Here is a 24714-nt window from a genome sequence, read left to right as displayed (position 1 = left end):
TAAATGTCGACGGCAGTCGGCCCGCACCCGGGTGATTCCGGGGTGGACGGCGCCGACCTGCGGCGGAGCGGCAGATCCTGGGGCTTTCTTTACCGGGCGGCGCCCCGGGTCAGACCTCGACCGGCTCGGCGGCCTGCTCGGCGCGGACCACCTTCGGGGCCAGCTCGCGGGTGACGCGGCGCTCGACGAAGAAGGCGGCGGTCGGCACGGTGCCGGCCAGCAGCACCCAGGCCATCCGGCTCAGCGGCCACTTCGCCTTGGTGCTCAGGTCGAAGGCGAAGACGAGGTAGACCACGTAGAGCCAGCCGTGGGCGAAGCCCACGATGCCGGTCGCGGTGCTCGCGCCGTCGATGTGGAGCACATACTCGGCGATGACGCTGAGGGTGAGCACGATCAGCAGCACACCCGTCACATAGGCCATCACCCGGTAGCGGGTCAACACGCTGGATTTCATGGGACGAGCGTAAACCGCCCCGAACCTCCCCCCGAATCCGGGGCGGGCCAGGCCCTCCCAGCAACGCTATTCCGGCTGGCCCCTTTGTCGCTCGGTCCTCCTGCTCGCAGCCTCCGCGGACGACCTCCTCCGTCGGCCTTCCACTCCGGCTGCTCGGGCGTCAGCCCACACCTCACCCCACTCGGTCCTCCTGCTCGCAGCCTCCGCGGAAGACCTCCTCCGTCGGCCTTCCACTCCGGCTGCTCGGGCGTCAGCCCTCGAAGTCCCCTGCCGCTATCCGCAAGGGGCGCAGGAGCGCGAAGATCTCGCCGCACTCCTCCTTGTCGTACACGCCCAGGCCGAAGTCCATGGCCATCAGGTCGCGGGTGGCCGCCTCGACGATCTCGCGGCCCTTGGGGGTGATGGAGGCCAGCGTGCCGCGCCCGTCGTTGGGGTTGGGGCGCTTGGCGACCAGACCCGCCGAGACCAGGCGGTCGACGGTGTTCGTCACCGAGGTCGGGTGGACCATCAGCCGCTCGCCGATCTTGGACATCGGCAGCTCGCCCTCCTGGGAGAAGGTGAGCAGCACCAGCGCCTCGTAGCGGGCGAAGGTGAGGCCGTACGGCTTGACCACCGCGTCGACCTGGCCGAGCAGGATCTGCTGGGCGCGCATGATGGAGGTGATCGCGGACATCGAGGGCACACCGCCCCAGTGCCGCGTCCACAGCTCGTCGGCGCGGGCGATGGGGTCGAAGGGCAGGCTCAACGGCTTTGGCACGGCCCCGAGCCTACCCGTCGGTCACATACTGGGCACAAGTGTCCATCGTGTGGGCGCTTTCCCCGCCGCCCGGCTACCGGGGGCGCTCGGCCCGCAGGTGGTCGGCCACCGGCTGGAGCGCCTCGCGGTAGGCGGTCAGCGACCCGGGGGTCAGCATGTCGATGAAGTGCCGGCGGACCGAGGAGACATGGCGCGGGGCCACCTCGCTCATGGTCTCCCAGCCCTGGTCGGTGAGGACCGCGTACAGCCCGCGGCGGTCGGACTCGCAGTCCTCCCGGCGTACCAGCCCGGTGCTCTCCATCCTGGTGATCTGGTGGGAGAGCCGGCTCTTCGACTGGAGCGTGGACTTCGCCAGGTCGCTCATCCGCATCCGCCGGTCGGGGGCCTCGGAGAGGTTGACCAGGATCTCGTAGTCGTTGTTGGTCAGGCCGAACGGCTGGAGGTCGCGCTCGAGTTGGTGCATCAGCAGGCGGCTGACGTCCAAGTGGAGTCGCCAGGCGCTCTGTTCTGCCTCGCTGAGCCAGGTGGTGGGGGCATCCTCGGTCTCGGTCTCCATGCCGCCATGTTACCGGGGATCGCACCCCGCGACGGCTGCCAGGGTAGCCGCCCGGTCACCCTGTGGAACGAGCCCGGGGGCGTGCGGGTTACGTGCCGGGCGCCGGTTCCGCGCCGGTCGCGCGCTGCGCGAGCACCGACTCGGTGGACTGGAGCAGCACCTGCCCGGCGCCGACGAACTCGTACTGGTGCTCCTCGCCCGAGGCGCCCCCGATCCCGGTGAGCGCCCGGATGCCGCCGAGCACGCCGCGCAGGTACGCGTGGTCGTAGTGGTGGCAGGGCGAGGGGCAGTCGGCCCAGCCGACGAGCGCCTGCGGGTCCACCCGGATCGGCGGCTCCACGAAGTGCACGGCGCCGTTGGAGGCGGCCACGAACGTGCCGGTGCCGATCAGGGTGAGGAAGCCGGGGATGATCGACTGCTTCAGCGACAGCCCGGGCTGGAAGGCGAGCAAGTTGCCCGAGCGGATGGTGAGGTTGCCGTTGTCGAGGTCATAGGAGTTGATGTCGTACGACCGGTCGGCGAGCAGCATCTTGCCGCGGCCCTGGGCGACGACCCAGTCCGCGGCGTGCGTCGGGGAGTGGAAGTTCGCCGCGATGAGGTGGTCGAGCGGCCCGGCGCCGATCCCCTGGAAGTCGATCTGCCCGTAGTAGGCGATCATCTTCCCCTTCTGCAGGAACCACTGGCCGTCCAGGGCCACGCTGAAGGCATAGGGGTTGACGTTGTCGCCGGAGGGCAGCGTCCACGCGTCGTGGACGACCGGCCCGGACGGCGGTGTGCCCGGCAGCGGCGGCCGGGACGGGGGCGAGGGGGGCGGGGGCGGGTAGCTCACAGTTTCTCCTCCGACGCCTGCACGTAGACCGTTCCGCTGCCGGACAGCTCCAGTTGGAACGCCTCGCCCGAGCCGCGGCCGACCATCTCCCGCCAGCCGATCGCCGCGGTGAGCTTGTTGCGGACGTCGCCGCGGTGCGCGACGTACGCCTGCGGGTCGACGTGCACCGGGCCGCGCGCGGTGATCGGCAGCTCGATGACGCCGCCGTGCGCCATGAACGCCACCGAGCCCTTGCCCGCCAGCGTGGTGGTGAACAGGCCCTGCCCAGTGACCTGGCCGCGTATCACGCCCATCACGCCGCCCTGCGAGCCCATGAACATGGTGCCCTGCTGGAGCGAGCCGTCGAAGGCGAGCAGCCGGTCGGCCTCCACGTAGAGCGTCTCGCCGGCGAGGTCCACGGTGTGGATGTGGTGGCCGCCGTGCCCGAACATCACCGAGCCCGAGCCCTCGACGGTCATCAGCGGGGTCGCCTCGCCCGCGACGCGGCGGCCGATCATCGACATGACCCCGCCCTGGCCGCCGACGATGCTGGGGGTGAAGGTGACCTGGCCGCGGTAGGCGAGCATGGCGCCGCGCTGGCTGAACAGCCGCTGCCCGGGCGCCACGGCCGCCTCGACCATCTTGGAGTTGATCCGGGTGAACGGCACTACAGCTGCCCTCCCACGGTGTCGCGTTCGCTGGGCTGCACGTAGACCAGGCCCTCGCCCTCGAAGCGGAGCTGGAAGCTCTCGCCGGAGCCCTCCCCAACCAGGGTGCGCCAGCCGACCGCCGTCTGGAGCTGCTGGCGCAGGCCGCCGGTGTGCGCGACGTACGCGCCGGGGTCCACCACGAGCGGGGTCTGCGCGGTGACCCGCAGCACGATCGCGGGCCCGTCGGACAGGATGGCGGCCTGCCCGGTGCCCTCGACGGTGGTGGTGAACAGGCCGTTGCCCTGGGAGGCGCCGCGCAGCCCGGTGAAGGTGGTGCCGGTGCGCAGCGACGGCTCGGTGACCAGCAGGTTGGACGCCTCGACGTAGAGCTTCTCGCCGCCCAGCCGCACCAGGTTGATCTCGGTGGCCCGGTCGGCGAAGTAGCAGGTGCCGTGGCCCTTGACCTCCATGACGGCCATCGACTCGCCGGTGATCCGGCGGGTCATCAGGCCGCGCAGGCCCTCGCCGCCGCCGGTCATCTTCTTGAAGGTCATCTCGCCGTCGTAGGCGACCATGGCGCCGTTCTTCGCCTTGACCGCCTCACCCGCCAGGTCCACGGCGAGCACACGGGTGCCCTGGAGCCGGAAGTTCGCCATGGCTCACACGGTATCGGCCGACGAGGCCGGCGAGGCCGGGGAAGGCGAGGAAGCCGAGGCCGGGCCCGGAGAGGCGCCGGGGTGCCGGACCGGCAGCGGCGGCTTGGCGGCGGCGCCCGGCAGCCCGGCACCGGCCCTGGCGGCGGGCGTACGGGCGGGGGTGCCCGCGGTGTCGACCGCGCCGGCCGCCGCCTCGACCTCCAGCAGCGACTCCTCGCGCCGGGACGCCTCGAACGCCGCGTGGCCGCCGCGCAGCCCGAACAGCCGCTTGCCGACGAGGATGTAGAGGACCGCGACGATGTTCAGCGCCAGGGTGCCGACCTTGAACCAGCTCATCTTCTCGGTCAGTTCGTAGACCTCGATCGGCAGGAAGGCGGCGGTGGCGACCACCGCCAGGTACTCCGCCCAGCGCTTGCCGAACCACAGCCCGACGCCCTCGACCGTCTCGATCAGCGCGTAGCCGAGCAGACCGCCGGCCACCACGTGCAGCGTCGACTTCTTGTAGTCGAAGGTCTTCTGGATGGTGTCGACGACCGGCGAGTGGTCCAGGTCGTAGCCGAAGTGGTTCGCGACCGGGCGGAAGACGGTGAGGTCCTGCTCGAAGAGGCGGCGCACCGCGTCCTGGGAGTTGGAGAACTTCCACACCGCCCAGGCGGCCAGGATCACCAGCACCCCGCGCAGCACCCGCTCGACGGCGAGGAAGCGCAGGATGAACAGGTCGCGCAGCGCCCGGCCGCGCGGCACCAGCGGCGCCCGGTCGGCCGGCCCGGAGCCGTGCGGCTCGCCGAGGACGAAGTCCCCGCAGCGCAGGCAGCGCCACACGGTGCCCAGCGCGGTCGGCGCCTGGAGCAGTTCGCGCAAGGCCGGCTCGTCGGGTGCGTAGGTGATGTGTCCCTTGCTGGCGCAGTGCCTGCGGTTCCAGTCTCTGCTCATCGGTGTCGGTCCCCGTGGGTCGTCGCTCGGCAACGGAAGGTGGGCGGAAAGCTCCAGGCAGGAGGGCCGCCCGGGCGGTGCGCCGGGGCTCCGGCCCGGCCGCGCTCCCTGGACTGGGACGTTATCGCCCGCCGTACGGTTGCCGACCCCGGCCACCGGTCATCGATACGGTCCGGTGATAATGGAAACGCCTTTGTGATCGCCTTCACAAGAGCTACGCATCCGCCCCGGCCGCCCGGCGGCGGCCCCGCACGACCGTCCCGACAGCGAGGTTCCCGTGGAACTCAAGACCGCCGCCGCTCTGCGCAGGCTGCGCCTGATCTCCGCCCCGGAGGCGGCGTCCTTCGTGATCCTGCTGGTGTGCGTGGTGCTCAAGAGCACCACGGACTTCAACGCCGTGCCCGTGATGGGCATGGTGCACGGCATCCTCTTCATCATCTACGTGCTGTTCTGGGCCGACGCCTGGAACCGGGCCCGCTGGCCGCTGGGCCGCTCGGCGCTCTACCTGGTGCTGTCGGTGCTGCCGACCGGCGGGTTCTTCGCGGAGCGGATGCTCGCGAAGGAGAGCGAGCGCGCGGTGGCGGTGGCCCGGGCCGCGCAGCAGCAGGGCGCGGCCGGCCCGGACGCGTCCGACGCCTCGGACGCCGAGGCGGTGACCTCCGCGTGATCGTCGCCTTCTCCGTGACCCCGCTCGGCGTCGGCGAGGACGTCGGGGAGTACGTCGCGGACGCGGTGCGCGTGGTCCGCGAGTCCGGGCTGCCGAACCGCACCGACGCGATGTTCACCTCGATCGAGGGCGAGTGGGAGGAAGTGATGGACGTGGTGCGGCGCGCGGTGGCCGCCGTCGAGGCCCGCGCGCCCCGGGTGTCCCTGGTGCTCAAGGCCGACATCCGGCCCTCGGTGACCGACGGGCTCACCTCCAAGGTGGAGACGGTGGAGCGCTTCCTCGCGCAGTGAGGGCGCGGCGGGGCTCGCCGTACGTACGGCCCGGTCGTACGCCGGGCGGTACGGGTACGGGTACGGGTGCGGGCAGTAGTACGGCTACAGCAGGCCGCCGGTCGCCATCGCGATGCCCAGCGGGGTGCGCTCGTAGAGCACCTGGTGGCCGTAGCGGCGGGATCTGAGCAGCCCGGCGTCACGCAGCACCGCCAGATGGGCGGAGACCGAGGACATCGCCAACTCGTGCCGGTGGGCGAGGGCGGTGGTGGTGGTCGGGGCGTCGAGCCCGGTGAGGATCGCCGCCCGGTTGGCGCCCAGCAGCCGGACCAGCGCGGCGGACGCGCTGGGCCCGCTGCGCGCCCACAGGCCGCCGACCCCGCGGGCGGGATACACCACGGTCGGCTGCCACGGCGGGTCGAACGCGCTGCCCGCCTCGGGCCAGAAGAAGACGCTCGGCACCAGCACCAGGCCGCCCTCGGTCGCCGGCTGCCGTGTCTCGGGCAGCGCCCCGCCCACCGCCAGCGCCCCGTCCGACCAGCTGAGCAGCGGGTGCAGCCCGGTGAACAGCCGCTGCATGCCGCCGTCGGTCAACCGCCGTGCGTGGTAGGCGACATCGGCCTCCAGGACGGCCCGCAGCCGCGGCCAGTGCGGCGCGAGCAGCGCGGTCCACACGTGTTCGTAGAGCGCCGCCAACTGCCCCACGGTGCCGGCCGGGTCGGCGAGCATGGCGCGGCCGCGCCGGGTACCGGCCGCGCCCGGGGTCTGGGCCAGCGCCTCGGCGATCTGCTGCCGGGCGAGGTCGGGGCCGGTGGCCCTGATCGCGGCGGTCTCGTCCTCCAGCGCGGCCAACGGCAGTGCCGGCACCGGGTGGAGGAAGCCCGGGCCGTGGCCGCCCACCGGGGCGAGCAGCCGGAACGCGCTCAGATCCAGGCCCGCGACTGCCGTGCGGACCTGGCGCAGCCACGGCAGGTGGTAGCCGTTGCGGTCGGGGTGGGAGAGGGTCCGGATCGCTCCCTGCACCTCGCGCAGCGGCGAGATCGCGAAGCGGCAGCGCAGCAGTTCGTCGGCGGTGAACCGCAGGCGCGACGACACCACACCCCCCAAGATTCGGCAGCAGCCGAAAGACTACGACGGGTGGGGCCCCTGCCACCAGTGTGATGTCATGACAACGGACAGCGAGCACCCGTCGCACGGGGAGCACCCCTCCCCGTCGGCGGACTCGGGCCACTCCTCCGGCACCACGGAGCGGGAGAACGAAAGCGCCGGCTACGGCGCGGTGTTCGCGGTCCGGGAGTTCCGGGCGATGTTCGCCGCCCATGTGCTCTCCATGCTCGGCACCGTCTTCTGCGAAGTGGCCCTGGCGGTCCTGGTGTTCCGACAGACCGGCTCGGCGCTGCTGACCGCGCTGGTCTTCGCGCTGACCACGCTGCCGTACGCGCTGAGCGGGCTGCTGCTGTCGGGCATCACCGACCGCGCCCCGGCCCGCCGGGTGCTGGTCACCTGCGACCTGCTGTCGGCGTCCTGCGTCGGGCTGATGGTGATCCCGGGGATGCCGGTCGCCGCGCTGCTGGTGCTGCGGATGGGCGTCTCGATCATCTCGCCGCTGTTCACCGGCACCCGCGGCGCGAGCCTGTCGGAGATCCTGACCGGGGACCTGTTCGTGCTGGGCCGCTCGCTGATCTCGATGGTCTCCCAGTCCTCGCAGATCGTCGGCTTCGGGGTGGCCGGCGCGGTCGTGGCGTGGCTGTCCCCGCGCGAGACGCTCTATGTGACGGTGTGCACGTTCCTGTGCTCGGCGCTGCTGCTGCGGTTCGGCACGCTGCGCCGGCCCGCGCGCGGCGGCCCGGGCACGGCGCTGATGCGCGAGTCGCTCGCCGCCAGCGGCCGGCTGTTGTCGCACCCGCGGATCAGGGCGCTGCTGCTGATGTGGTGGGTGCCGCCGATGTTCTTCGGGGTCGCCGAGGGCGTGGCGGTGCCGTTCGCGTCCGACGCCGGGGCCGGCTCGGTCGGCTACGGCATCTTCCTGGCGGCGATGCCCGTCGGGACCGTCGTCGGGCAGATGGTGGCCGGTTCGCTGCTCGGCCCGGCGACCAGGGACCGGATCACGGTGCCGCTGGCGGGCGTCGCCCTGCTGCCGCTGGCCGCGTTCGCGTTCCACCCGCCGCTGCCGGTGGCGGTCGGGCTGCTGATGGTCACCGGGCTGTGCGGGGCCTACGCGCTGGGCATGGACCGGTGGTTCGTGGAGGCGGTGCCCCCGCAGATGCGCGGCCGCGCCATGACGCTGCTGGGCACCGGGCTGATGACCCTTCAGGGGGTCGGGATGACCGCCGCGGGCGCCGTCGCCGAGGCGCTGCCGCCGTACGCGGTGGTCTGCGGCGGCGGGCTGGTCGGGACGGCGGGGGTGCTGCTGGTGCTGCGGGCGGTGCGCCGGACCGTCCCGCCGGTGGAGGCATCCGCCCCGCAGGGCGAACCCGCGTGAACTTACAGGCGTACAGCTACGGCCGCAAACGTACGGCCGGTAGCCGTACGACCCGTGACCTTACGGGCGTAAGCTTCCGCGCGTACAAGCGCTTCGCTACGCCTCGGTGAGGCCCGCGACGAGGTCGTCCGCCGCCGCGTAAGGGTCCAGGGCGCCGCCGGTGACCTTCGCGGCGAGGGCGGAGAGGCGGGCGTCGCCGTGCAGGGTGCCGATGCGGCGGCGCAGCGCGGTCACCGCGATGGTCTCGATCTCGCGGGCGGCGCGCTCGAGGCGCCGGTCGGCGAGGGCTCCGCGCTCCTCGGCCCAGCCGCGGTGCTTGTCGAGCGCGTCGAGGAGTTCGTCGACGCCCTCGCCGCGGCTGGCGACGGTCCGGACGATCGGCGGCCGCCAGTCGCCGGGTGCGCGGGCCTCGCCCAGGCCCAGCATGTGGTTCAGCTCGCGGGCGGTGGCGTCGGCGCCGTCGCGGTCGGCCTTGTTCACCACGTACACGTCGCCGATCTCCAGGATGCCGGCCTTGGCGGCCTGGATGCCGTCGCCCATGCCGGGGGCGAGCAGCACCACGGAGGTGTCGGCCTGGGCGGCGATCTCCACCTCGGACTGGCCGACGCCGACGGTCTCCACCAGCACCACGTCGCACCCGGCGGCGTCCAGCACCCGGATGGCCTGCGGGGCGGCCCAGGCCAGGCCGCCGAGGTGGCCGCGGGTGGCCATCGAGCGGATGTAGACGCCGGGGTCGGAGGCGTGCTCGGACATCCGCACCCGGTCGCCGAGCAGGGCGCCGCCGGAGAACGGCGAGGACGGGTCCACCGCGAGCACGCCGACCCGGCGGCCGGACCTGCGGTACGCGCTGACCAGCGCCGAGGTCGTGGTGGACTTGCCGACGCCGGGCGAGCCGGTCAGCCCGACGACATAGGCGCCGCCGGTGAGCGGGGCGAGCGCGGCCATCACCTCGCGCAACTGCGGGGAGTCGCCCTCCACCAGCGAGATCAGCCGCGCCACCGCGCGCGGCCGCCCCGCCCGTGCCTGCTCGACCAGCGTCCCGACGTCCTGTCCGTGGCTCACCGCGCGTGCTCTCCCTCTCGACCCGGCGCGCCCCGCGGCGCCCCGTGCGACGTCAGTTGCCCGGCACCCGGATGATCAGCGCGTCGCCCTGCCCGCCGCCGCCGCACAGGGCCGCCGCACCGGTGCCGCCGCCGCGCCGCTTCAGTTCGAGTGCCAGGTGCAGCACGATACGGGCGCCGGACATGCCGATGGGGTGGCCCAGCGCGATCGCGCCGCCGTTGACGTTCACCTTTTCCGGTGTCACGCCCAGGTCCTTCATGGACTGCACGGCCACGGCGGCGAACGCTTCGTTGATCTCGATGAGGTCGAGGTCGGCGACGGTCAGCCCGGCCTTGCCGAGGGCGTGCTCGATCGCGTGGGAGGGCTGGGACTGGAGCGAGTTGTCCGGCCCCGCCACGTTGCCGTGCGCGCCGATCTCCGCGATCCAGGGCAGCCCCAGCTCCTCGGCCCTGGCGCGGCTCATCACGACGACCGCGGCGGCCCCGTCGGAGATCTGCGAGGAGGTGCCGGCGGTGATGGTGCCGGCCCCGTCGGCGCCGGCGAAGGCGGGCCGCAGCCGGCTCAGCGACTCCGCGGTGGTCTCCGGGCGGATGCCCTCGTCCTGCGAGAAGACCACCGGCTCGCCCTTGCGCTGCGGGATCTCCACCGGGGTGATCTCCGCGTCGAACAGGCCGTTCTTCCGGGCGGCCGCGGCCCGCTGGTGCGACAGCGCGGCGAACTCGTCCTGCGGGGCGCGCTCGATGCCCAGCCGGGTGTTGTGCCGCTCGGTGGAGGCGCCCATCGCGATCTCGTCGTAGGCGTCGGTCAGCCCGTCGTACGCCATGGAGTCGAGCATCTCGATCGCGCCGTACTTGTGGCCCTCGCGGGACTTGGGCAGCAGGTGCGGCGCGTTGGTCATCGACTCCTGGCCGCCGGCCACCACAACATCGAACTCGCCGGCCCGGATCAGCTGGTCGGCCAGCGCGATCGCGTCCAGGCCCGACAGGCACACCTTGTTCACCGTGAGCGCGGGCACGCTCATCGGGATGCCGCCCTTGACCGCCGCCTGCCGGGCCGGGATCTGGCCGGCGCCGGCCTGGAGCACCTGCCCCATGATCACGTACTCGACCTGGTCGCCGGCGATGCCGGCCCGGTCCAGCGCGGCCTTGATCGCGATGCCGCCGAGCTCCGCGCCGGAGAAGGCGCGCAGGCTGCCGAGCAGCCGCCCCATCGGGGTGCGGGCGCCGGCGACGATCACGGAGGTGCGGGCTTCCTGACTGCTCATGGTGCGGCCCCTTCGACAGAAGAGAGGTTAACGAGGGTTACCGTCAATGTACTGAGCGGTAGCCTCCGGGTCACGAGGCGGAACGTGTGATGGCGCGCACGTTGCGTGACCATGCGCGCGTACGGTCAACTGGTCGCATGCTGACGCGCATCGACCACATCGGGATCGCCTGTTTCGACCTGGACGCGACCGTCGAGTTCTACCGTGCCACCTATGGCTTCGAGGTGGAGCACACCGAGGTCAACGAGGAGCAGGGCGTTCGCGAGGCCATGATCAGGATCAGTGGGACGGACGACGGCGGGGCCTCCTACCTGCAACTGCTGGAGCCGACCCGGGAGGATTCCGCGGTCGGGAAGTGGCTGGCGAAGAACGGCGAGGGCGTGCACCACATCGCCTTCGGCACCGACGACGTCGACACCGACTCCGAGGCCGTCCGCGACAAGGGCGTCCGCGTGCTCTACAAGGAGCCGCGGCACGGCACCTCCGGCTCGCGGATCACCTTCCTGCACCCGAAGGACTGCCACGGGGTCCTCACCGAGCTGGTCACCTCCGCCCCGGGCACCCCCGCGGCCCACGACGAGCACTAGCGATCCCGCCTGCGGACCGCCGAACAGGCCCGAGACCACTGACCCAACCCCGGTGCCGCCCGGTAGAGTGACCGGAGGCCGACCGGGGTGGGCGGCCGGGAGCACGCTCCTGGGTACGCTCCCGCTCCGCGACGCTGATCTGACACCATTCTCCGTACGGCTCCGTTCTTTCGAAACGGAGCTGCGGAGAATCTCACCCGGTTGGCGGGTGAGGACGCCAGGAGACCGATGGGACCGCGGAGTGCGGGGCAACGACAGCTACCGGGCTGACGACCAGCTCTCTCGACTCGACGCCGAGATGGACCGGCTGCGTACCGAGCGCGGCAAGGCCGTCGATCACGCCGACGACCTCGGCTACCAGGTCGAGGTGCTGCGCGCCAAGCTGCACGAGGCACGCCGCAACCTCGCCTCCCGTCCCGCCTACGACAACATCGGCCACCAGGCCGACCAGCTGCTCCGCAACGCCCAGATCCAGGCCGACCAGCTGCGGGCCGACGCCGAGCGGGAGCTGCGCGAGGCCCGCGCCCAGACCCAGCGGCTGCTCCAGGAGCAGGCCGAGCACCAGGCGCGGTTCGAGTCCGACTGGCACGCCGAGGCGATCGCCCGCCGCCGCCAGCTCGACGAGGAGCTGGCCGAGCGGCGCGCCACCGTCGAGACCCACGTCAACGAGAACGTGGCCTGGGCCGAGCAGCTGCGCGCCCGCAGCGAGTCGCAGGCCCGGCGGCTGATGGACGAGACCCGCGCGGAGGCCGAGGCGGCCCTTTCCGCCGCCCGCGCGGAGGCCGCCCGGATCACCGAGCAGACCGCCCAGCGGCTGGCCGGGGAGGCCGAGACGGCCCGCGCCGAGGCCGAGCAGCTGCTGCGCCGGGCGCGCGCGGACGCCGAGCGGCTGCTGGCCGGCGCCACCGCGCAGGCCGCCGAGGCGGCCAGCGAGGCCGAGCAGCTGCGCACCACCTCCCGCAGCGAGTCCGACGAGGCGCGCTCGCGCGCCACCGAGCTGTCCCGGCTCGCCGACGAGCGGGCCCGCAGCGCCGAGGAGACGCTGCGGCAGGCCCGCGCCGAGGCCGAGAAACTGCGCGAGGAGGCCGCGGCAGGGGCCGCGAAGCGGCTGGCGGCCACCGAGACGGAGAACGAACAGCGCACCAAGACCGCGCGCGCCGAGATCGCCCGCATGGTCGCCGAGGCCACCAAGGAGGCCGAGGCGGCCAAGGCGGAGGCCGAGCAGACCATCGCCGACGCCCGCGCCGAGGCCGACCGGATCAGGACCGAGACGCAGGAGAGCGCCCGCGCCAAGGCCACCGAGGACGCGGCCGCGCAGCTCGCCCAGGCGGCCCGGTCCGCCGAGGAGATCCTCACCAAGGCGTCGGAGGACGCCCGCTCCGCCACGAAGGCCGCCGCCGAGGAGGCCGAGCGCATCCGGCGCGAGGCCGACGCGGAGGCCGAGCGGCTGCGGGCCGAGGCGGAGGCGTCCGCGCAGGAGCTGCGCGGCGCCGCGCAGGACGACACCGAGGAGTACCGCGCCAGGACCGTCGAGCTCCAGGAGGAGGCCCGGCGGCTGCGCGGCGAGGCCGAGCAGCTGCGGGCCGACGCTGTCGCCGAGGGCGAGCGCATCCGCGGCGAGGCGCGGCGCGAGGCGGTCGGGCAGATCGAGGAGGCGGCGAGCAAGGCCGAGGAGCTGCTCGCCAAGGCCAAGGCCGACGGCGACGAGGTGCGCCAGAGCGCGGCCACCGAGGCCGACCGGATGCGCACCGAGTCCGTGGAGCGGGCCTCGGCGCTGAACGCCAAGGCCGAGGAGGCGCTGCGGCAGGCCCGCGAGGAGGCCGAGGAGCTGCACGCGGAGTCGGTCCGCCAGGCCGAGGCGGCCAGGGCGGCGGCCGAGCAGACCCTCGCCGACGCCCGTACCGAGGCCGAGGCGGCCGCGGCCCGGCTGCACGCGGAGGCCGAGGAGGACCTGACCCGGCTGCGCACGGAGGCCGAGGCGCGGGTGGCCGCGGCCGAGGAGGCGCTGCGCGAGGCGGCGGCCGAGGCCGACCGGCTGCGCGCGGAGGCCGCCGAGGAGGCCGAGCGGCTGCGGGCGGAGACCGCCGAGCGGGTGCGCGCGCTCCAGGAGCAGGCCGAGGCGGAGGCGGTGCGGCTGCGCGACGAGGCGGCCTCGGACGCGGCGCAGACCCGCGCGGAGGGCGAGTCCGTCGCCGTACGCCTGCAGGCCGACGCGGCCGCCGACGCCGAGCAGCGCAGGACCGAGGCGCAGGAGACCGCGGACCGGCTGCGCGCGGAGGCCGCGGCCGCGGCCGAGCGGATCGGGGTGGAGGCCGCCGAGGCGCTGAGCGCCGCGCAGGAGGAGGCGGCCCGCCGCCGCAGGGAGGCCGAGGAGGTGCTGGGCGCTGCCCGCACCGAGGCCGAGCAGGAGCGCACCCAGGCCCGCCGGGAGAGCGAGGAGTTGCTCGCCGCGGCCCGCAAGCGGGTGGAGGACGCCGGTACCGAGGCGGACCGGCTGGTCGCCGAGGCGGAGCAGCGGGCCGCGGAGCTGGTGGGTGCGGCCGAGAGCACCGCGCAGCAGGTGCGCGACTCGGTCGCGGGGCTGCGGCAGGAGGCCGAGGAGGAGATCGCCGGGCTGCGGTCGGCCGCGGAGCACGCCGCGCAGCGGCTGCGGGCCGAGGCGCAGGGCGAGGCGGACCGGCTGCACGCCGACGCCAACTCCGAGCGGGAGCGCGCCGGTGAGGACGCCGCACGGGTGCGCCGCGAGGCGAACGAGGAGGCCGACGCGGCCCGCGCGCTGGCCGAACGCACCGTCGGCGAGGCGATCGAGGAGGCCGACCGGCTGCGGTCGGAGGCCCGCGGTGACGCGAACCGGATGCGCACCGACGCGGCGAACCAGGCCGACCAGCTGGTCGGCAAGGCCCGGGAGGAGGCCGAACGCCTCGGCGCCCAGGCCCGGGAGGCGCTGGCGAGCGCCGAGCAGAACGCCGAGGACTCGCGTGCGCAGGCGCAGCGGGTGCTGGACGAGGCGCGCGAGGCGGCGAACAAGCGGCGCAGCGAAGCCGCCGAGCAGGCCGACGAGTTGATCGGCAAGGCGCAGGCGGAGGCGGTCAAGACGCAGGCCGCGGCCGAGCAGCATGCCGACGCGATGGTGGGCGCCGCCCGCGGCGAGGCGGAGCGGATCGTCGCCGACGCCACCAACGAGGGCAACGCGATGGTGGAGCGGGCCCGTACCGACGCCGATAACCTGTTGGCCGAGGCGCGCAACGACGCCACCAACACCCGTAACCGCACCGCCGAGTTGCGGCAGCGGGTGGAGTCCGAGGTGGAGGAGCTGCACGAGCGGGCCCGCAAGGAGGCCGCCGAGGCCATGAAGGTGGTCGGGGAGCGCGTCGACAAGCTGGTGGCCGCCGCGACCGAGCAGTTGGGGGAAGCGGAAGCGAAGGCCGCCGAGATCAAGAGCACCGCGACGTCCGAGGCGAGCAAGGTGCGGATCGCCGCGGTGAAGAAGGTCGAGGGCCTGCTCAAGGAGGCGGAGGCGAAGAAGGCCGCGGCCGAACGCGAGGCGGAGCGGGTCAGGAGCGAGGCCCGTGCCGAGGCCGAGCGGATCGTGTCCGAGGGCAGACGAGAGCTGGAAGTCCTGGTGCGCCGCCGGGAGGACATCAACGCGGAGATCTCCCGTGTCCAGGACGTGCTGGAGGCGTTGGAGTCGTTCGAGGCACCCGGCAGCGGGGGCGGCAAGAACGCGGTCGCGGCCGGCGCGGGCATTCCCGCCACCCGTACCGGCGGCAAGCGTGCCGACGAGGCGCCACTCGATTGAGCGGACATTCTCCATACCGAATACGCAATGGCCCGGTGACACGCCGCCGCGGCCCCTAGGATTCCCCCTATCACCTCACCGGTCTGAATCATCGACAGGAACCCCATGAGCGACACTTCCTCCCCCTTCGGCTTCGAGCTCGTGCGTCGCGGATACGACCGCGGACAGGTGGACGACCGCATCACCAAACTCGTCGCCGACCGCGACAGCGCGCTGACCCGCATCACCGCGCTGGAGAAGCGCATCGAGGAGCTGCACCTCGAAACCCAGAACGCCCAGGCCCAGGTCACCGACTCCGAGCCGTCCTACGCGGGCCTCGGTGCCCGGGTCGAGAAGATCCTCCGCCTCGCCGAGGAGGAGGCGAAGGACCTGCGCGAGGAGGCCCGGCGCGCGGCCGAGCAGCACCGCGAGCTGGCCGAGTCGGCCGCCGCCCAGGTCCGCAGCGACGCCGAGTCGTTCGCCGCCGACCGCAAGGCCAAGGCGGAGGACGAGGGCGCGCGGATCGTCGACAAGGCCAAGGGCGACGCGACGCAGCTGCGCGCGGACGCCCAGAAGGACGCCTCGGCCAAGCGCGAGGAGGCCGACGCGCTGTTCGAGGAGACCCGCGCGAAGGCCGCCCAGGCCGCCGCGGACTTCGAGACCAACCTCGCCAAGCGCCGTGAGCAGTCCGAGCGGGACCTGGCGTCCCGTCAGGCGAAGGCGGAGAAGCGGCTGGCGGAGATCGAGCACCGCGCGGAGCAGCTGCGGCTGGAGGCCGAGAAGCTGCGCACCGACGCGGAGCGCCGGGCCCGCCAGACGGTGGAGACCGCGCAGCGCCAGTCCGAGGACATCGTCGCGGACGCGAACGCCAAGGCCGACCGGATTCGCAGCGAGTCCGAGCGCGAGCTGGCGGCGCTCACCAACCGCCGCGACAGCATCAACGCCCAGCTGACCAACGTCCGCGAGATGCTGGCGACGCTGACGGGTGCCGCGGTCGCCGCGGCGGGCTCCCCCGCCGACGACGAGCCGGTCTCCCGTGGCGTTCCGGCGCAGCAGTCCCGCTGACCTGCGGTTCTACCTGCCGACAGCGGTCGGCGGCCTGTTTTTCCACAACCCCCGCCCTCTCCTCGGGCGGGGGTTGTGCGTTCTGAAGTAGCCTCGGGCGCATGATTGAGTTGCAGGGGCTCACCAAGCGGTACGGGGACAAGACCGCAGTCGACCATCTGACCTTCACCGTGCGCCCCGGCGTGGTGACGGGCTTCCTCGGGCCGAACGGCGCGGGCAAGTCCACGACGATGCGCATGATGCTCGGGCTGGACAACCCCACCAGCGGCGACGTCCGTATCGACGGCAAGCACTACGCGCAGCTCAGCGAGCCGCTGAAGTACATCGGCGCGCTGCTGGACGCCAAGGCGATCCACGGCGGCCGCACCGCGTACAACCACCTGCTGTGCATGGCGCAGTCCAACCGCATCCCCCGGCACCGGGTGGACGAGGTGCTGGAGACGGTCGGGCTGAGCGCGGTGGCCAGGAAGCGGTCCAAGGGCTTCTCGCTCGGCATGGGCCAGCGGCTGGGCATCGCCGGGGCGCTGCTGGGCGATCCGGAGATCCTGATGTTCGACGAGCCGGTCAACGGACTGGACCCGGAGGGCATCCACTGGATCAGGAATCTGATGAAGGGTCTGGCCGCCCAGGGCCGCACCGTCTTCGTCTCCAGCCACCTGATGAGCGAGATGGCGCTGACCGCGGACCATCTGATCGTCATCGGCCGCGGGCGGTTGATGGCGGACACCTCGATGTCGGACTTCATCGAGAAGAACTCGCGGTCGTACGTGCGGCTGCGCACCCCGCAGCGGGAGCAGTTGCGGGACCTGCTGAGCAGGAGCGGGCAGACCGCGGTCGAGACGGCCGACGGCGCGTTCGAGATCGCGGACGGCGACGCGGCCGCGCTCGGCGAGCTCGCGGCGAAGCACCAGTTGGTGCTGCACGAACTCAGCCCGCAGCGGGCGTCGTTGGAGGAAGCCTTCATGCAGCTCACCGCGGAGTCGGTGGAGTACCACGCGCACGGGCAGGTGGGCGCGCCCCCGCCCGGCGGGCCCGGGGCGCCGGTGCCCGGCGCGGGTCCGGGGCAGCAGCCCGGGGCGCCCGCGGGCCAGCCGCCGTACGCCGGCTCGCCCTACGGCGGCTCGCCGTACGGCCAGTCCCCGTACGGCCAGTCCCCGTACGCGCCCGGCCAGGGCGCACCGCAGGGGCAGGGCGCACCGCAGGGGCAGGGGTGGCAGGCGCCCGGGCAGGGCGGGCAGGCGGCGCCGCCGCAGGCTCCTCCGCAGGCGCCACCGGCACCTCCAGGCGCCCCGGAGTGGGGCGCGCAGTGGCGTGACCAGGGCAAGAAGAAGGGTCGCTGACATGGCTTCCACCTCCGCGGTCCTCCAGTCCGAGTGGACCAAGATCCGTTCGGTGCGCTCCACCGTGTGGACCCTCGCGCTGGCCTTCCTGGTCACCCTCGCGCTGGGCGCGATCATCAGCGCGGTCTTCAACAGCCAGTGGAGCTCGATGTCCATGTCGGACCGGGCCACCTTCGACCCCACGAACACCAGCTTCTTCGGCATGACCCTCGGCCAGCTCGCGCTGATCGTCTTCGGGGTGCTGGTGATGTCCAGCGAGTACAGCACCGGCATGATCCGCACCTCGCTCGCCGCGGTCCCGCAGCGCGGCCACTTCTACGCCTCGAAGGTCGCGGTCGCCGGTGTGCTCGCCCTGGTCGTCGGCATGGTGACCAGCTTCCTGACGTTCTTCGTCGGGCAGGCGCTGCTCGGCTCGCACAGCGCCTCGATCAGCGACCACGGCGTGCTGCGCGCGGTCTTCGGCGCCGGCCTGTACATGACGCTGATCGTGCTGTTCTGCGTCGGCGCCGCGGCCATGCTGCGCAGCCCGATGCTGGGCCTGGGCATCCTGATGCCGTTCTTCTTCCTGGTCTCGCCGATCCTGAGCGCGGTGCCGAAGGTCAAGTCGGTGGCCCGCTACTTCCCGGACCAGGCCGGCCAGAAGATCATGCAGGTGGTGCCGGGCGACGGCGACCACACCTCGTACGGCCCGTGGGGCGGCATCCTCATCATGGCGCTGTGGGTGGTCGCGGTGCTCATCGGCGGCTACGCGGTGCTCAAGAACCGCGACGCCTGAGGCCGGTCCGGTCCGCCCGGGACCTGCCCCGGGGCTCCTTCGGGCCGAGGCGGGCCGACGGCTCAGTAGCGCGGCGCGTTACGGGACCGCTGCACCTTGCTGGTGCGGCGGTCCCGCGCGTTCCAGCAGGCGCGGTGCCAGTGCCGCCGGTCGTCCACGCCGTTGTACTCGCGCCAGGCCACCACATGGCCGACGCCGGGCGGGATCTCCTGGTCGCAGCCGGGGCAGCGGTAGTGCTTCGCCGAGGCGCTGCCGGCGATCGGCCGCACCACCCACTCCTCGCCCTGCCACTGCTCGGTCCGGCCACTGCCCAGGCCGGGTTCCCACTGCTGGGCGGACTCCCGCTGGTAGGGGCGGTTACGTCGCGGCGACACGGGACACCTCGCGCTCTGCCCGGCCGGAACCCGGGCTGCACTGGCTCGACAGCGGACCGGTCCGAGCCGCCGGAGGGGACGGACCGTTCCCACCAGGTTACGCGTACGCACAAGGACCGGCCGAACACCCCACACGCTGCCGAAAATCATGAAAACTCCCGCACCAGGCCGTGCCTTTGGCACGTGCCAGGCGTTGGACGGGGAAAAGGGGGTGCGTGATGCGGATCGGGACGTTCGTCCTCGCGGCCCAGTTCCCCGGTCAGGGACAGGGCGAGGCGCTGGGCCGGGCGATATCCACGGCCGACGCGGCGGAGGCCGCCGGACTGGACGCGGTGTGGCTCGCCGAACACCACTTCGTGCCGTACGGGGTCTGCCCGTCGGCGGTCACCCTGGCCGGGCTCATGCTCGGCCGCACCTCCCGGATCGGGGTCGGCACCGCGGTGAGCGTGCTGCCCAACGTGCACCCCGTCGCCCTCGGCGAGCAGGCCGCGCTGCTGCACCTCGCCTCCGGCGGCCGCTTCACCCTCGGTGTCGGCCGCGGCGGCCCCTGGGTGGACCTGGAGGTCTTCGGCGCCGGGCTGGACGCCTTCGAGACCGGCTTCCCGGAATCACTCGATCTGCTGATGCGCTGGCTGCGCGAACCGGCCGTCGGGGCCCGCGGCACCCGCTACGCCTTCCCCGAAGTGGCCGTGGTGCCGCGGCCGGACGAACTCGACGGGCAGCCGGGCCCCCCGGTGGTCGTGGCCTGCACCTCCCCCGGGACCGTGCGCGAGGCCGCCCGCCGCTGCCTGCCGATGCTGCTGGGCATGCACTGCGGCGACGACGACAAGGCCGCGATGGTCGCGATGTGGCAGCAGTCCGCCCGCGAGGCCGGGCACCCGCCCGAGGCGGTCTCGGCCGCCGGCCATGTCTCCGCGGGTGTGGTGCAGGTCGCCGACAGCCGCGCGGACGCCGTGGAGACGCTGGCCAAGGCGATGCCCGGCTGGCTGCGCGAGGGCCTGGCCGCGCACCGCACCTACGACGGCAGCCCCCGCCGGATGCGCGACCCGCACGGCTACACCGAACTCCTCTGCGACCTGCACCCGGTGGGCCCGCCCCGGCTCTGCGCCGACCGGCTCGCCGCCACCGCGGAACGCACCGGCATCACCCGCTTCGCACTGCTCGCCGAGGGCTCCGGGGACCTCGCCGCCACCATGGAGAACATCGCCCGGCTGGGCGGCGAGGTGCTCCCGGAACTGTCCTGATCCGGTGTGGACCGCCCCGCACCGCCGCACGCCTGGTTGTGCGCGGCACCGTTGATCGGTTACGGGTGGCTGCCGATCAACGACGGAGCGTGCACCGCCGACCTGCCCCACCGGCGGTGCACCGGCCGCGACCAGGCGCCTCGCCCCGGCGCGGGACCGCCCGCCGCCCGGCCCCGCGAACGGGTCGGCCGGCGCGGGCGGCGCGGCGGACGCCTCAGCAGTCCCGCAGCTCCGGCGACTGGTTCAGCACCTGCGACCGCAGCGAGGTGAACTCGGCGTGGCTGCGCTCCACCGCCGGGTCCAGCGGGAAGACCGCCACCCGGTGGCAGTTCTGGAAGGCCAGCCGCACCCCGAAGTGCCGCTGGAGCGCGCCGCGTATCGCGTCACTGGCCAGCGCGCGCAGCAGCTGGCCGCGCTCCTTCTCACTCGGCGGCGGCACCTGATTGTCGGCGAACTCCCCACCGTCGACCTTCAGTTGCGCCACCAGCGAGCTGATCATCTCCCACGCGTAAGGGAGGGACGTCCGGACGCAGTCGACGAACTCTCGCTCGTCGACCTCGCCTCGCTCGGCCTGTTCGAGAAGGGCCGGTGAGACGTCGAGCGACATGGGTACTCCTCTCGTGACCACGCGTCCGGCGGGACGGGGGTCTGCGGGCACCGCGCACGGCCGTAACCGCCGTGCGGGAGGACATGTTGCCCGGAGGCCGCCCAAGCTGTGCGGGTCGGCCCCGGCACGTCAACCGTAGGCGTCACCTGCGCGGCCGCACCAGGCGGCGGCACCCACAACCGGCCAATTTTCCGGGCGGGGCCGGGGTCGGATAGCGTTGCGCACCATGCGCCTCGTGATCGCCCGCTGCTCCGTGGACTACGCCGGCCGGCTGTCCGCCCATCTCCCGTCCGCCACACGGCTGTTGCTCATCAAAGCCGACGGCAGCCTCTCCGTGCACGCGGACGACCGCGCCTACAAGCCGCTCAACTGGATGTCCCCGCCCTGCTCGCTCAAGGAGGGCGACGACGGGGTGTGGACGGTCACCAACAAGGCCGGCGAGCAGCTGATCATCACGATCGAGGAGATCCTGCACGACTCGTCGCACGAGTTGGGGGTCGACCCGGGGCTCATCAAGGACGGCGTCGAGGCGCACTTGCAGGAGTTGCTGGCGGACCGGATGGAGGTGCTCGGCGCCGGCTGGAGCCTGATCCGCCGCGAGTACCCCACGCCCATCGGCCCGGTGGACATCCTCTGCCGGGACGGCGCCGGCGCCACCGTGGCGATCGAGATCAAGCGGCGCGGGGAGATCGACGGGGTGGAGCAGCTCACGCGCTACCTCGAACTGCTCAACCGCGACACCCGGATCGCGCCCGTGAAGGGCGTGTTCGCCGCGCAGGAGATCAAGCCGCAGGCGAGGGTGCTCGCCACCGACCGCGGGATCGACTGCGTCGTGCTGGACTACGACGCCCTGCGCGGCATCCAGGACGACAAGCTCCGCCTGTTCTGATGTGAGGGTGGGGGTGCGGGACCGCCCGGGCTGCCCCGTCCTGTCGGTTCCCGGACCGTCCGCCGGTGATGGGCTGGTCGCGCAGTTTCCCGCGCCCCTTCTAAAACCGTGCGTACGCTTGCTCGCCTACGGGGCGGGGGAATCGGCGGTGGCTGAGGGCGTGGGGGTGTCCGCCACGGGCGAGGACGGTGCGCTGAGGCTCTTGGTCTCCGACGGGCTGTCCGTGGGTGTGCCGGTCGGGCTGTCGGTGGGCGACGACGTGTCGGTCGGCGGGCTCGACGCGGTGGTGGGGGGCGGGGTGTGATGCGTCGGCGACGTCGTCGGCTTACCGCCCCCGCCGCTGCTGCCGCTCCCCGCATGGGTGGGGCTGGTGGTGGTCGAAGGGGTGGTCGGCGGGGTGGTGGTGGGTTCGGCCGTGGGGCTGGTGGTGCCCGCGGCAGTGGTGGACGTGGTGGAGGGCGACGGGGAGGCGCTGGAGGCCGTGGTGGAGGGCGCGGCCGTCGTCGTGTCCTGAGCGGGCTCCGAGGACTGCGGCGGGTCCTCCTGGACGGACTCGATCGGCTTGACCTGGTTGTCCGGGTGGCTGTCGCCGCTGCCCGAGGTGGCGCCGAGGGTGACGATCGTGCCGACCACGGCGGCGATCAGGACCCCGGTGCCCGCGGCCACGAGATTGCGGCGGGACCCGGCCGCCGCGAGCTTGCGCACTCCCGGCCCGGCCGGGGCGGAGGCGGGGACCGCGGCGGGCGCGGGCCTGCTGATCAGCACCGGCGGCGCCGGCGGCGCCAGTTCGGGCAGCGTGAGCGTCCCGTCGGCGGCCGGCTGCGGCACGGCCACCGGGGCCAGCACCTCCGTCGCGTCCTCGGCGCCGATCAGGTCGGTGACGAGCGCGAGCGTACGGCGGCCGACGACCGTGCCCTGCCGGTCGGCCAGCGCCGAGCGCAGCGCGATGGACGCCTCCAGGTCGGCGCGGGCCCGCTGGAGGTTGCCGCCGCACAGCGCGAGGACGCCCAGTTCGTGCAGGAAGTACGCCTCCTCGCCGACCTCGCCCGACAGCCGCGCGGCCTCCTGGCCGACCCGCAGCGCCCGTTCCCAGGCGCCCCAGTGCAGCGCGGCGGCGAACGCGGGCGCGACCGTACGGGCCAGCAGCACCGCGGCGCTCGCGTGCCCGCCGTCACGGCAAGCCGTCATCGCCGCGAGGATCGCCTCGGACTCGGCGGTGGCCCGCTCGGGGGTGACCGAGGGGTGCCCGGTCCACCAGGCGTAGTGCAGCGCCGCGGTGTGCGCCTGGACGTCGGACAGCTCACCGTCGACCGACAGGCTCGGGGCGAGCTGCGCCACGACCCCGGCCGCCAGCCGGAAGTGCGCGGCGACCGGCACCGCGAGCCCCACCGACGTCAACTCGCCGAGCGCCGCGTCCCCGTGGGTGTCGCCGACCAGCGCGGGCAGGTGCGAGGGGTGCGGGCACTCGCCGTCGAGCGCGACCGCGAAGGCCAGCGCCTCCCGGGCGGCCTCGCTCAGCCGCGACGCCAGCAGGTCCGCGGGGGCGGCGCTCTGCGCGAGCGAGGGCAGCGGGACCCGCGCGGGCCGCGCGCCCGCCGCGGACGGGTCGGCCGCGGGCGCGCCCTTCCGCCAGACCGAGTCGTCCCACTCCCCCGCCTCGGGCTCCTCCACGGCCGTCCGCAGCACGTCGCGCTGCCGCAGCAGCGCGCCCGCCTGCACGAAGCGCAGCGGCAGCCCCTCGGACTCGAACCACAGGTCGGCCGCCCACGCCACCTCGTCGTCGGCCAGCGGCCGTCCGGCGGCCAGGTGCAGCAGGTCGAGGCTGGCGGCGCGGCTGAGCCCGGCGAGGAGGACCTCCTCGACCCCGGACTCGGCGGCGGGTGCGGGCACGTCGGGCGTGGCGGCGGTCAGGAAGGCGCACTCGGGGGCCGCGGCGAGCAGCTCCTCCAGCGCGGCGCCGCCGAACTCCAGGTCGTCCACGACAACCACGGCGCCGACCTCGCGCAGCAGCCCGGGCAGTTCGGCGCGGCCGGGCCGGTAGCCGTCCCCGGCGTAGACGACGCTGTACAGGTCCTGGAGGACGTCGCCGACGGTGCGGTGGTAGCCGGACAGCCACAGCACGCCGTCGGGCGCGAGGTCGCCGCAGGCGTTGGCCACGGACTCCAGCAGGGCGGTGCGGCCGGCTCCGGACGAGCCGGTGACGCGTATGGAGCGGCCGCGGGCCAGCAGCCGGATCACCCGCTCCCGCTCCTCGTCACGCTCCAGCAGCGGCAGTTCGGGGCCGGGCGGGCCGGGCGGCGGGGTGGGCCGGGCGCCGGCGGTACGCGCGCCCAGCTCGGCCTTGCCGCGGCGCACCGGCACCCGCGCCTCCTCCGGCGGGCAGGCGACGACCTCGGTGCCGTCCACGTGGTTGATGGTGAGCAGGTAGTCCGCGGCCACCACCCGCTCGACCTTGCTGCTCGGGCCGCTGCTGCCGACCATGTCGGGCGCGAGCGGGTCCCGGGCGGGCCGGGTCGTGCGCGGCACGGGCGCGGTCGCGTCGAACAGCGAGGGGGTACTGCTCTGGCGCAGCGCGGGCAGCCGGTCGTCGGACCCGCCGCTGCCGCTGCCGCTGACCGCGCCGGCGGCGAACCCGTCGAAGCTGCCGCCCTGGCGCGCGGAGCGGCCGAAGGCGTCGGACGTGCCGAAGGCGTCGAAATCGTCGGACGGGTCGGAGCTGCCGGAGCTGCCGGAGCTGTGCGCGGCGCCGCTCAGGTCGCGGTCCGCGGGTGCCAGTCCGCCCGGCCCGCTCACGTCCCCGCCGAAGGGGACGAGGCCCGTGCCGGGGTCGCCCTGCCCCTCGGGGGCGTACGGCGCCACGGCACCGAAGTCCCCGCCCGAGCCGACGCCGACCACCGGCCCGACCCCGACCACCGGCCCGACCGCCGTATCGGCGTCGGCCGCGCCGACCGCGCCACCCGAGCCGACCGCTCCATCCGAGCCGGCCGCACTACTCGTGTCGGCCGCGCCGCTCGGCTCCTGGCCGTCCGTGCGGTCCGGGGTGGGGCGGCGGTTGCCGAACGCGTCGAAGCTCGCGGCGCCCTCGAGCCGCGCGACGGCACCCGCACCGGCGGCGAGCCCGAGGCCGTCGTCCGCCTCGTCGACCGGTGCCTGCGGGACGGCCCCCGGCCCGGCGAGGGCACCGGAACCGTCGAAGCCGTCGGGGTTGTCGAAGCCGTCGGGGCTGTCAGAACCGTTCCCGCCGTGGGGACGCGCCTCGGGGCGGCGCCGGTCGGACCGGCCGAGCGGTCGCGGCGCACCGGCGGCGAACGCGTCGAACGCCCCGGCGGGCCGCTGACCGGCAGCGGAGCCGGGGCCGTGGGGCCGCGGCGCGGAGCCGTGTGCGCCGTCGCCGTCCGGGCCCTCGACGGGCTCGAAGCGCTCGGTGTCATCCATGTCGTACGCCCCCAAGGTGCGTCACGGGCGGGGGCCGTCACGGGCTGCCGCGGGTCCGCGCA

Annotated in this window: 21 protein-coding genes and 2 pseudogenes; 10 read left to right on the top strand and 13 right to left on the bottom strand. The window is 73.9% G+C overall.

The features are described from left to right. Positions 1-109: 109 nt before the first annotated feature. From AC3EVP_RS12345 to AC3EVP_RS12315, 7 genes and pseudogenes are all read right to left on the bottom strand, one after another. Positions 110-454: a DUF3817 domain-containing protein gene (locus tag AC3EVP_RS12345; RefSeq protein ID WP_335974645.1), complete on the bottom strand. Its 345-nt coding sequence runs from the start codon at positions 452-454 to the stop codon at positions 110-112. Between the two features lie 250 nt (positions 455-704). Further along, positions 705-1211, bottom strand: coding sequence for a MarR family winged helix-turn-helix transcriptional regulator (locus AC3EVP_RS12340; protein ID WP_335974648.1), 507 nt, complete (start codon positions 1209-1211; stop codon positions 705-707). Between the two features lie 73 nt (positions 1212-1284). Continuing rightward, entirely contained in the window at positions 1285-1767 is a 483-nt protein-coding gene (locus AC3EVP_RS12335) for a MarR family winged helix-turn-helix transcriptional regulator (protein WP_335974652.1), read from the bottom strand. An 88-nt stretch (positions 1768-1855) separates the two neighbouring features. After that, a complete protein-coding gene (locus AC3EVP_RS12330) occupies positions 1856-2551 on the bottom strand; it encodes an AIM24 family protein (RefSeq protein ID WP_335975238.1) in 696 nt (231 codons plus the stop codon). Between the two features lie 41 nt (positions 2552-2592). After that, positions 2593-3243 (bottom strand): AIM24 family protein, encoded by a 651-nt coding sequence (locus AC3EVP_RS12325; protein ID WP_335974653.1) that lies wholly within the window; start codon positions 3241-3243, stop codon positions 2593-2595. Then, positions 3243-3881 (bottom strand): AIM24 family protein, encoded by a 639-nt coding sequence (locus AC3EVP_RS12320; protein WP_335974656.1) that lies wholly within the window; start codon positions 3879-3881, stop codon positions 3243-3245. Before AC3EVP_RS12320 ends, AC3EVP_RS12325 begins: the two co-directional genes overlap by 1 nt. Positions 3882-4061: 180 nt before the next feature. Beyond that, a pseudogene (locus AC3EVP_RS12315) lies at positions 4062-4814 on the bottom strand (DUF2127 domain-containing protein); the annotation flags it as partial. 277 nt (positions 4815-5091) lie between these two features. Here AC3EVP_RS12315 and AC3EVP_RS12310 point away from each other — a divergent pair. After that, positions 5092-5481 carry a DUF3817 domain-containing protein gene (locus AC3EVP_RS12310; RefSeq protein ID WP_335974660.1) on the top strand — a complete coding sequence of 130 codons (390 nt, stop codon included), beginning with the start codon at positions 5092-5094 and terminating at the stop codon, positions 5479-5481. Next, the gene (locus tag AC3EVP_RS12305; protein ID WP_335974666.1) at positions 5478-5771 is read left to right on the top strand and encodes an MTH1187 family thiamine-binding protein; all 294 of its coding nucleotides are present in this window, start codon (positions 5478-5480) and stop codon (positions 5769-5771) included. The genes AC3EVP_RS12310 and AC3EVP_RS12305 overlap by 4 nt, the downstream gene beginning before the upstream one ends. 84 nt (positions 5772-5855) lie before the next feature. On the opposite strand, the gene AC3EVP_RS12300 is transcribed toward AC3EVP_RS12305, so the two are convergent. Next, on the bottom strand, positions 5856-6845 hold the full coding sequence (locus AC3EVP_RS12300) for an ArsR/SmtB family transcription factor (RefSeq protein WP_335975242.1): 990 nt from the start codon (positions 6843-6845) through the stop codon (positions 5856-5858). 70 nt (positions 6846-6915) lie between these two features. On the opposite strand from AC3EVP_RS12300, the gene AC3EVP_RS12295 reads away from it, so the two are divergent. Further along, entirely contained in the window at positions 6916-8232 is a 1317-nt protein-coding gene (locus AC3EVP_RS12295; protein WP_335974670.1) for an MFS transporter, read from the top strand. Positions 8233-8328: 96 nt separating this feature from the next. Here AC3EVP_RS12295 and meaB read toward each other — a convergent pair whose 3' ends face one another. Continuing rightward, the gene (gene meaB, locus AC3EVP_RS12290) at positions 8329-9294 is read right to left on the bottom strand and encodes a methylmalonyl Co-A mutase-associated GTPase MeaB (protein ID WP_335974673.1); all 966 of its coding nucleotides are present in this window, start codon (positions 9292-9294) and stop codon (positions 8329-8331) included. Between the two features lie 52 nt (positions 9295-9346). After that, complete coding sequence (locus AC3EVP_RS12285) at positions 9347-10558, bottom strand: acetyl-CoA C-acetyltransferase (RefSeq protein ID WP_335974677.1); 1212 nt, start codon at positions 10556-10558, stop codon at positions 9347-9349. A gap of 137 nt (positions 10559-10695) precedes the next feature. Between AC3EVP_RS12285 and mce the strand changes: the two genes are divergently transcribed. The 5 genes and pseudogenes from mce (at position 10696) to AC3EVP_RS12260 (ending at position 18103) form a co-directional block, all read left to right on the top strand. Further along, positions 10696-11145, top strand: a complete 450-nt coding sequence (gene mce, locus AC3EVP_RS12280; RefSeq protein WP_335974682.1) for a methylmalonyl-CoA epimerase — start codon at positions 10696-10698, stop codon at positions 11143-11145. A gap of 241 nt (positions 11146-11386) precedes the next feature. Beyond that, positions 11387-14944, top strand: coding sequence for a polarized growth protein Scy (gene scy, locus AC3EVP_RS12275; RefSeq protein ID WP_435129160.1), 3558 nt, complete (start codon positions 11387-11389; stop codon positions 14942-14944). A gap of 105 nt (positions 14945-15049) precedes the next feature. Further along, the gene (locus AC3EVP_RS12270) at positions 15050-15988 is read left to right on the top strand and encodes a coiled-coil domain-containing protein (protein WP_335974688.1); all 939 of its coding nucleotides are present in this window, start codon (positions 15050-15052) and stop codon (positions 15986-15988) included. Positions 15989-16089: 101 nt separating this feature from the next. Beyond that, positions 16090-17067 (top strand): annotated as a pseudogene (locus AC3EVP_RS12265) (ABC transporter ATP-binding protein); the annotation flags it as partial. A 262-nt stretch (positions 17068-17329) separates the two neighbouring features. Next, positions 17330-18103: an ABC transporter permease gene (locus tag AC3EVP_RS12260; RefSeq protein WP_335974691.1), complete on the top strand. Its 774-nt coding sequence runs from the start codon at positions 17330-17332 to the stop codon at positions 18101-18103. Positions 18104-18165: 62 nt separating this feature from the next. Here AC3EVP_RS12260 and AC3EVP_RS12255 read toward each other — a convergent pair whose 3' ends face one another. Continuing rightward, complete coding sequence (locus AC3EVP_RS12255) at positions 18166-18477, bottom strand: ATP/GTP-binding protein (protein ID WP_335974695.1); 312 nt, start codon at positions 18475-18477, stop codon at positions 18166-18168. Between the two features lie 218 nt (positions 18478-18695). Between AC3EVP_RS12255 and AC3EVP_RS12250 the strand changes: the two genes are divergently transcribed. Next, positions 18696-19721 (top strand): LLM class flavin-dependent oxidoreductase, encoded by a 1026-nt coding sequence (locus tag AC3EVP_RS12250; protein WP_335974698.1) that lies wholly within the window; start codon positions 18696-18698, stop codon positions 19719-19721. Positions 19722-19935: 214 nt separating this feature from the next. Here the strand turns inward: AC3EVP_RS12250 and AC3EVP_RS12245 are convergent, their stop codons facing one another. Then, positions 19936-20328 (bottom strand): SCO5389 family protein, encoded by a 393-nt coding sequence (locus AC3EVP_RS12245; protein ID WP_335974700.1) that lies wholly within the window; start codon positions 20326-20328, stop codon positions 19936-19938. Positions 20329-20554: 226 nt separating this feature from the next. Here AC3EVP_RS12245 and nucS point away from each other — a divergent pair, with 226 nt between their 5' ends. Further along, positions 20555-21217 carry an endonuclease NucS gene (nucS, locus tag AC3EVP_RS12240; RefSeq protein ID WP_335974704.1) on the top strand — a complete coding sequence of 221 codons (663 nt, stop codon included), beginning with the start codon at positions 20555-20557 and terminating at the stop codon, positions 21215-21217. A gap of 126 nt (positions 21218-21343) precedes the next feature. Here the strand turns inward: nucS and AC3EVP_RS12235 are convergent, their stop codons facing one another. Then, complete coding sequence (locus AC3EVP_RS12235) at positions 21344-24652, bottom strand: ATP-binding protein (RefSeq protein ID WP_435129153.1); 3309 nt, start codon at positions 24650-24652, stop codon at positions 21344-21346. Positions 24653-24714: the final 62 nt, after the last annotated feature.

The sequence above is a fragment of the Actinacidiphila sp. bgisy144 genome (genome assembly GCF_057708105.1).
This window is presented reverse-complemented; position numbering and strand designations above follow the sequence as displayed.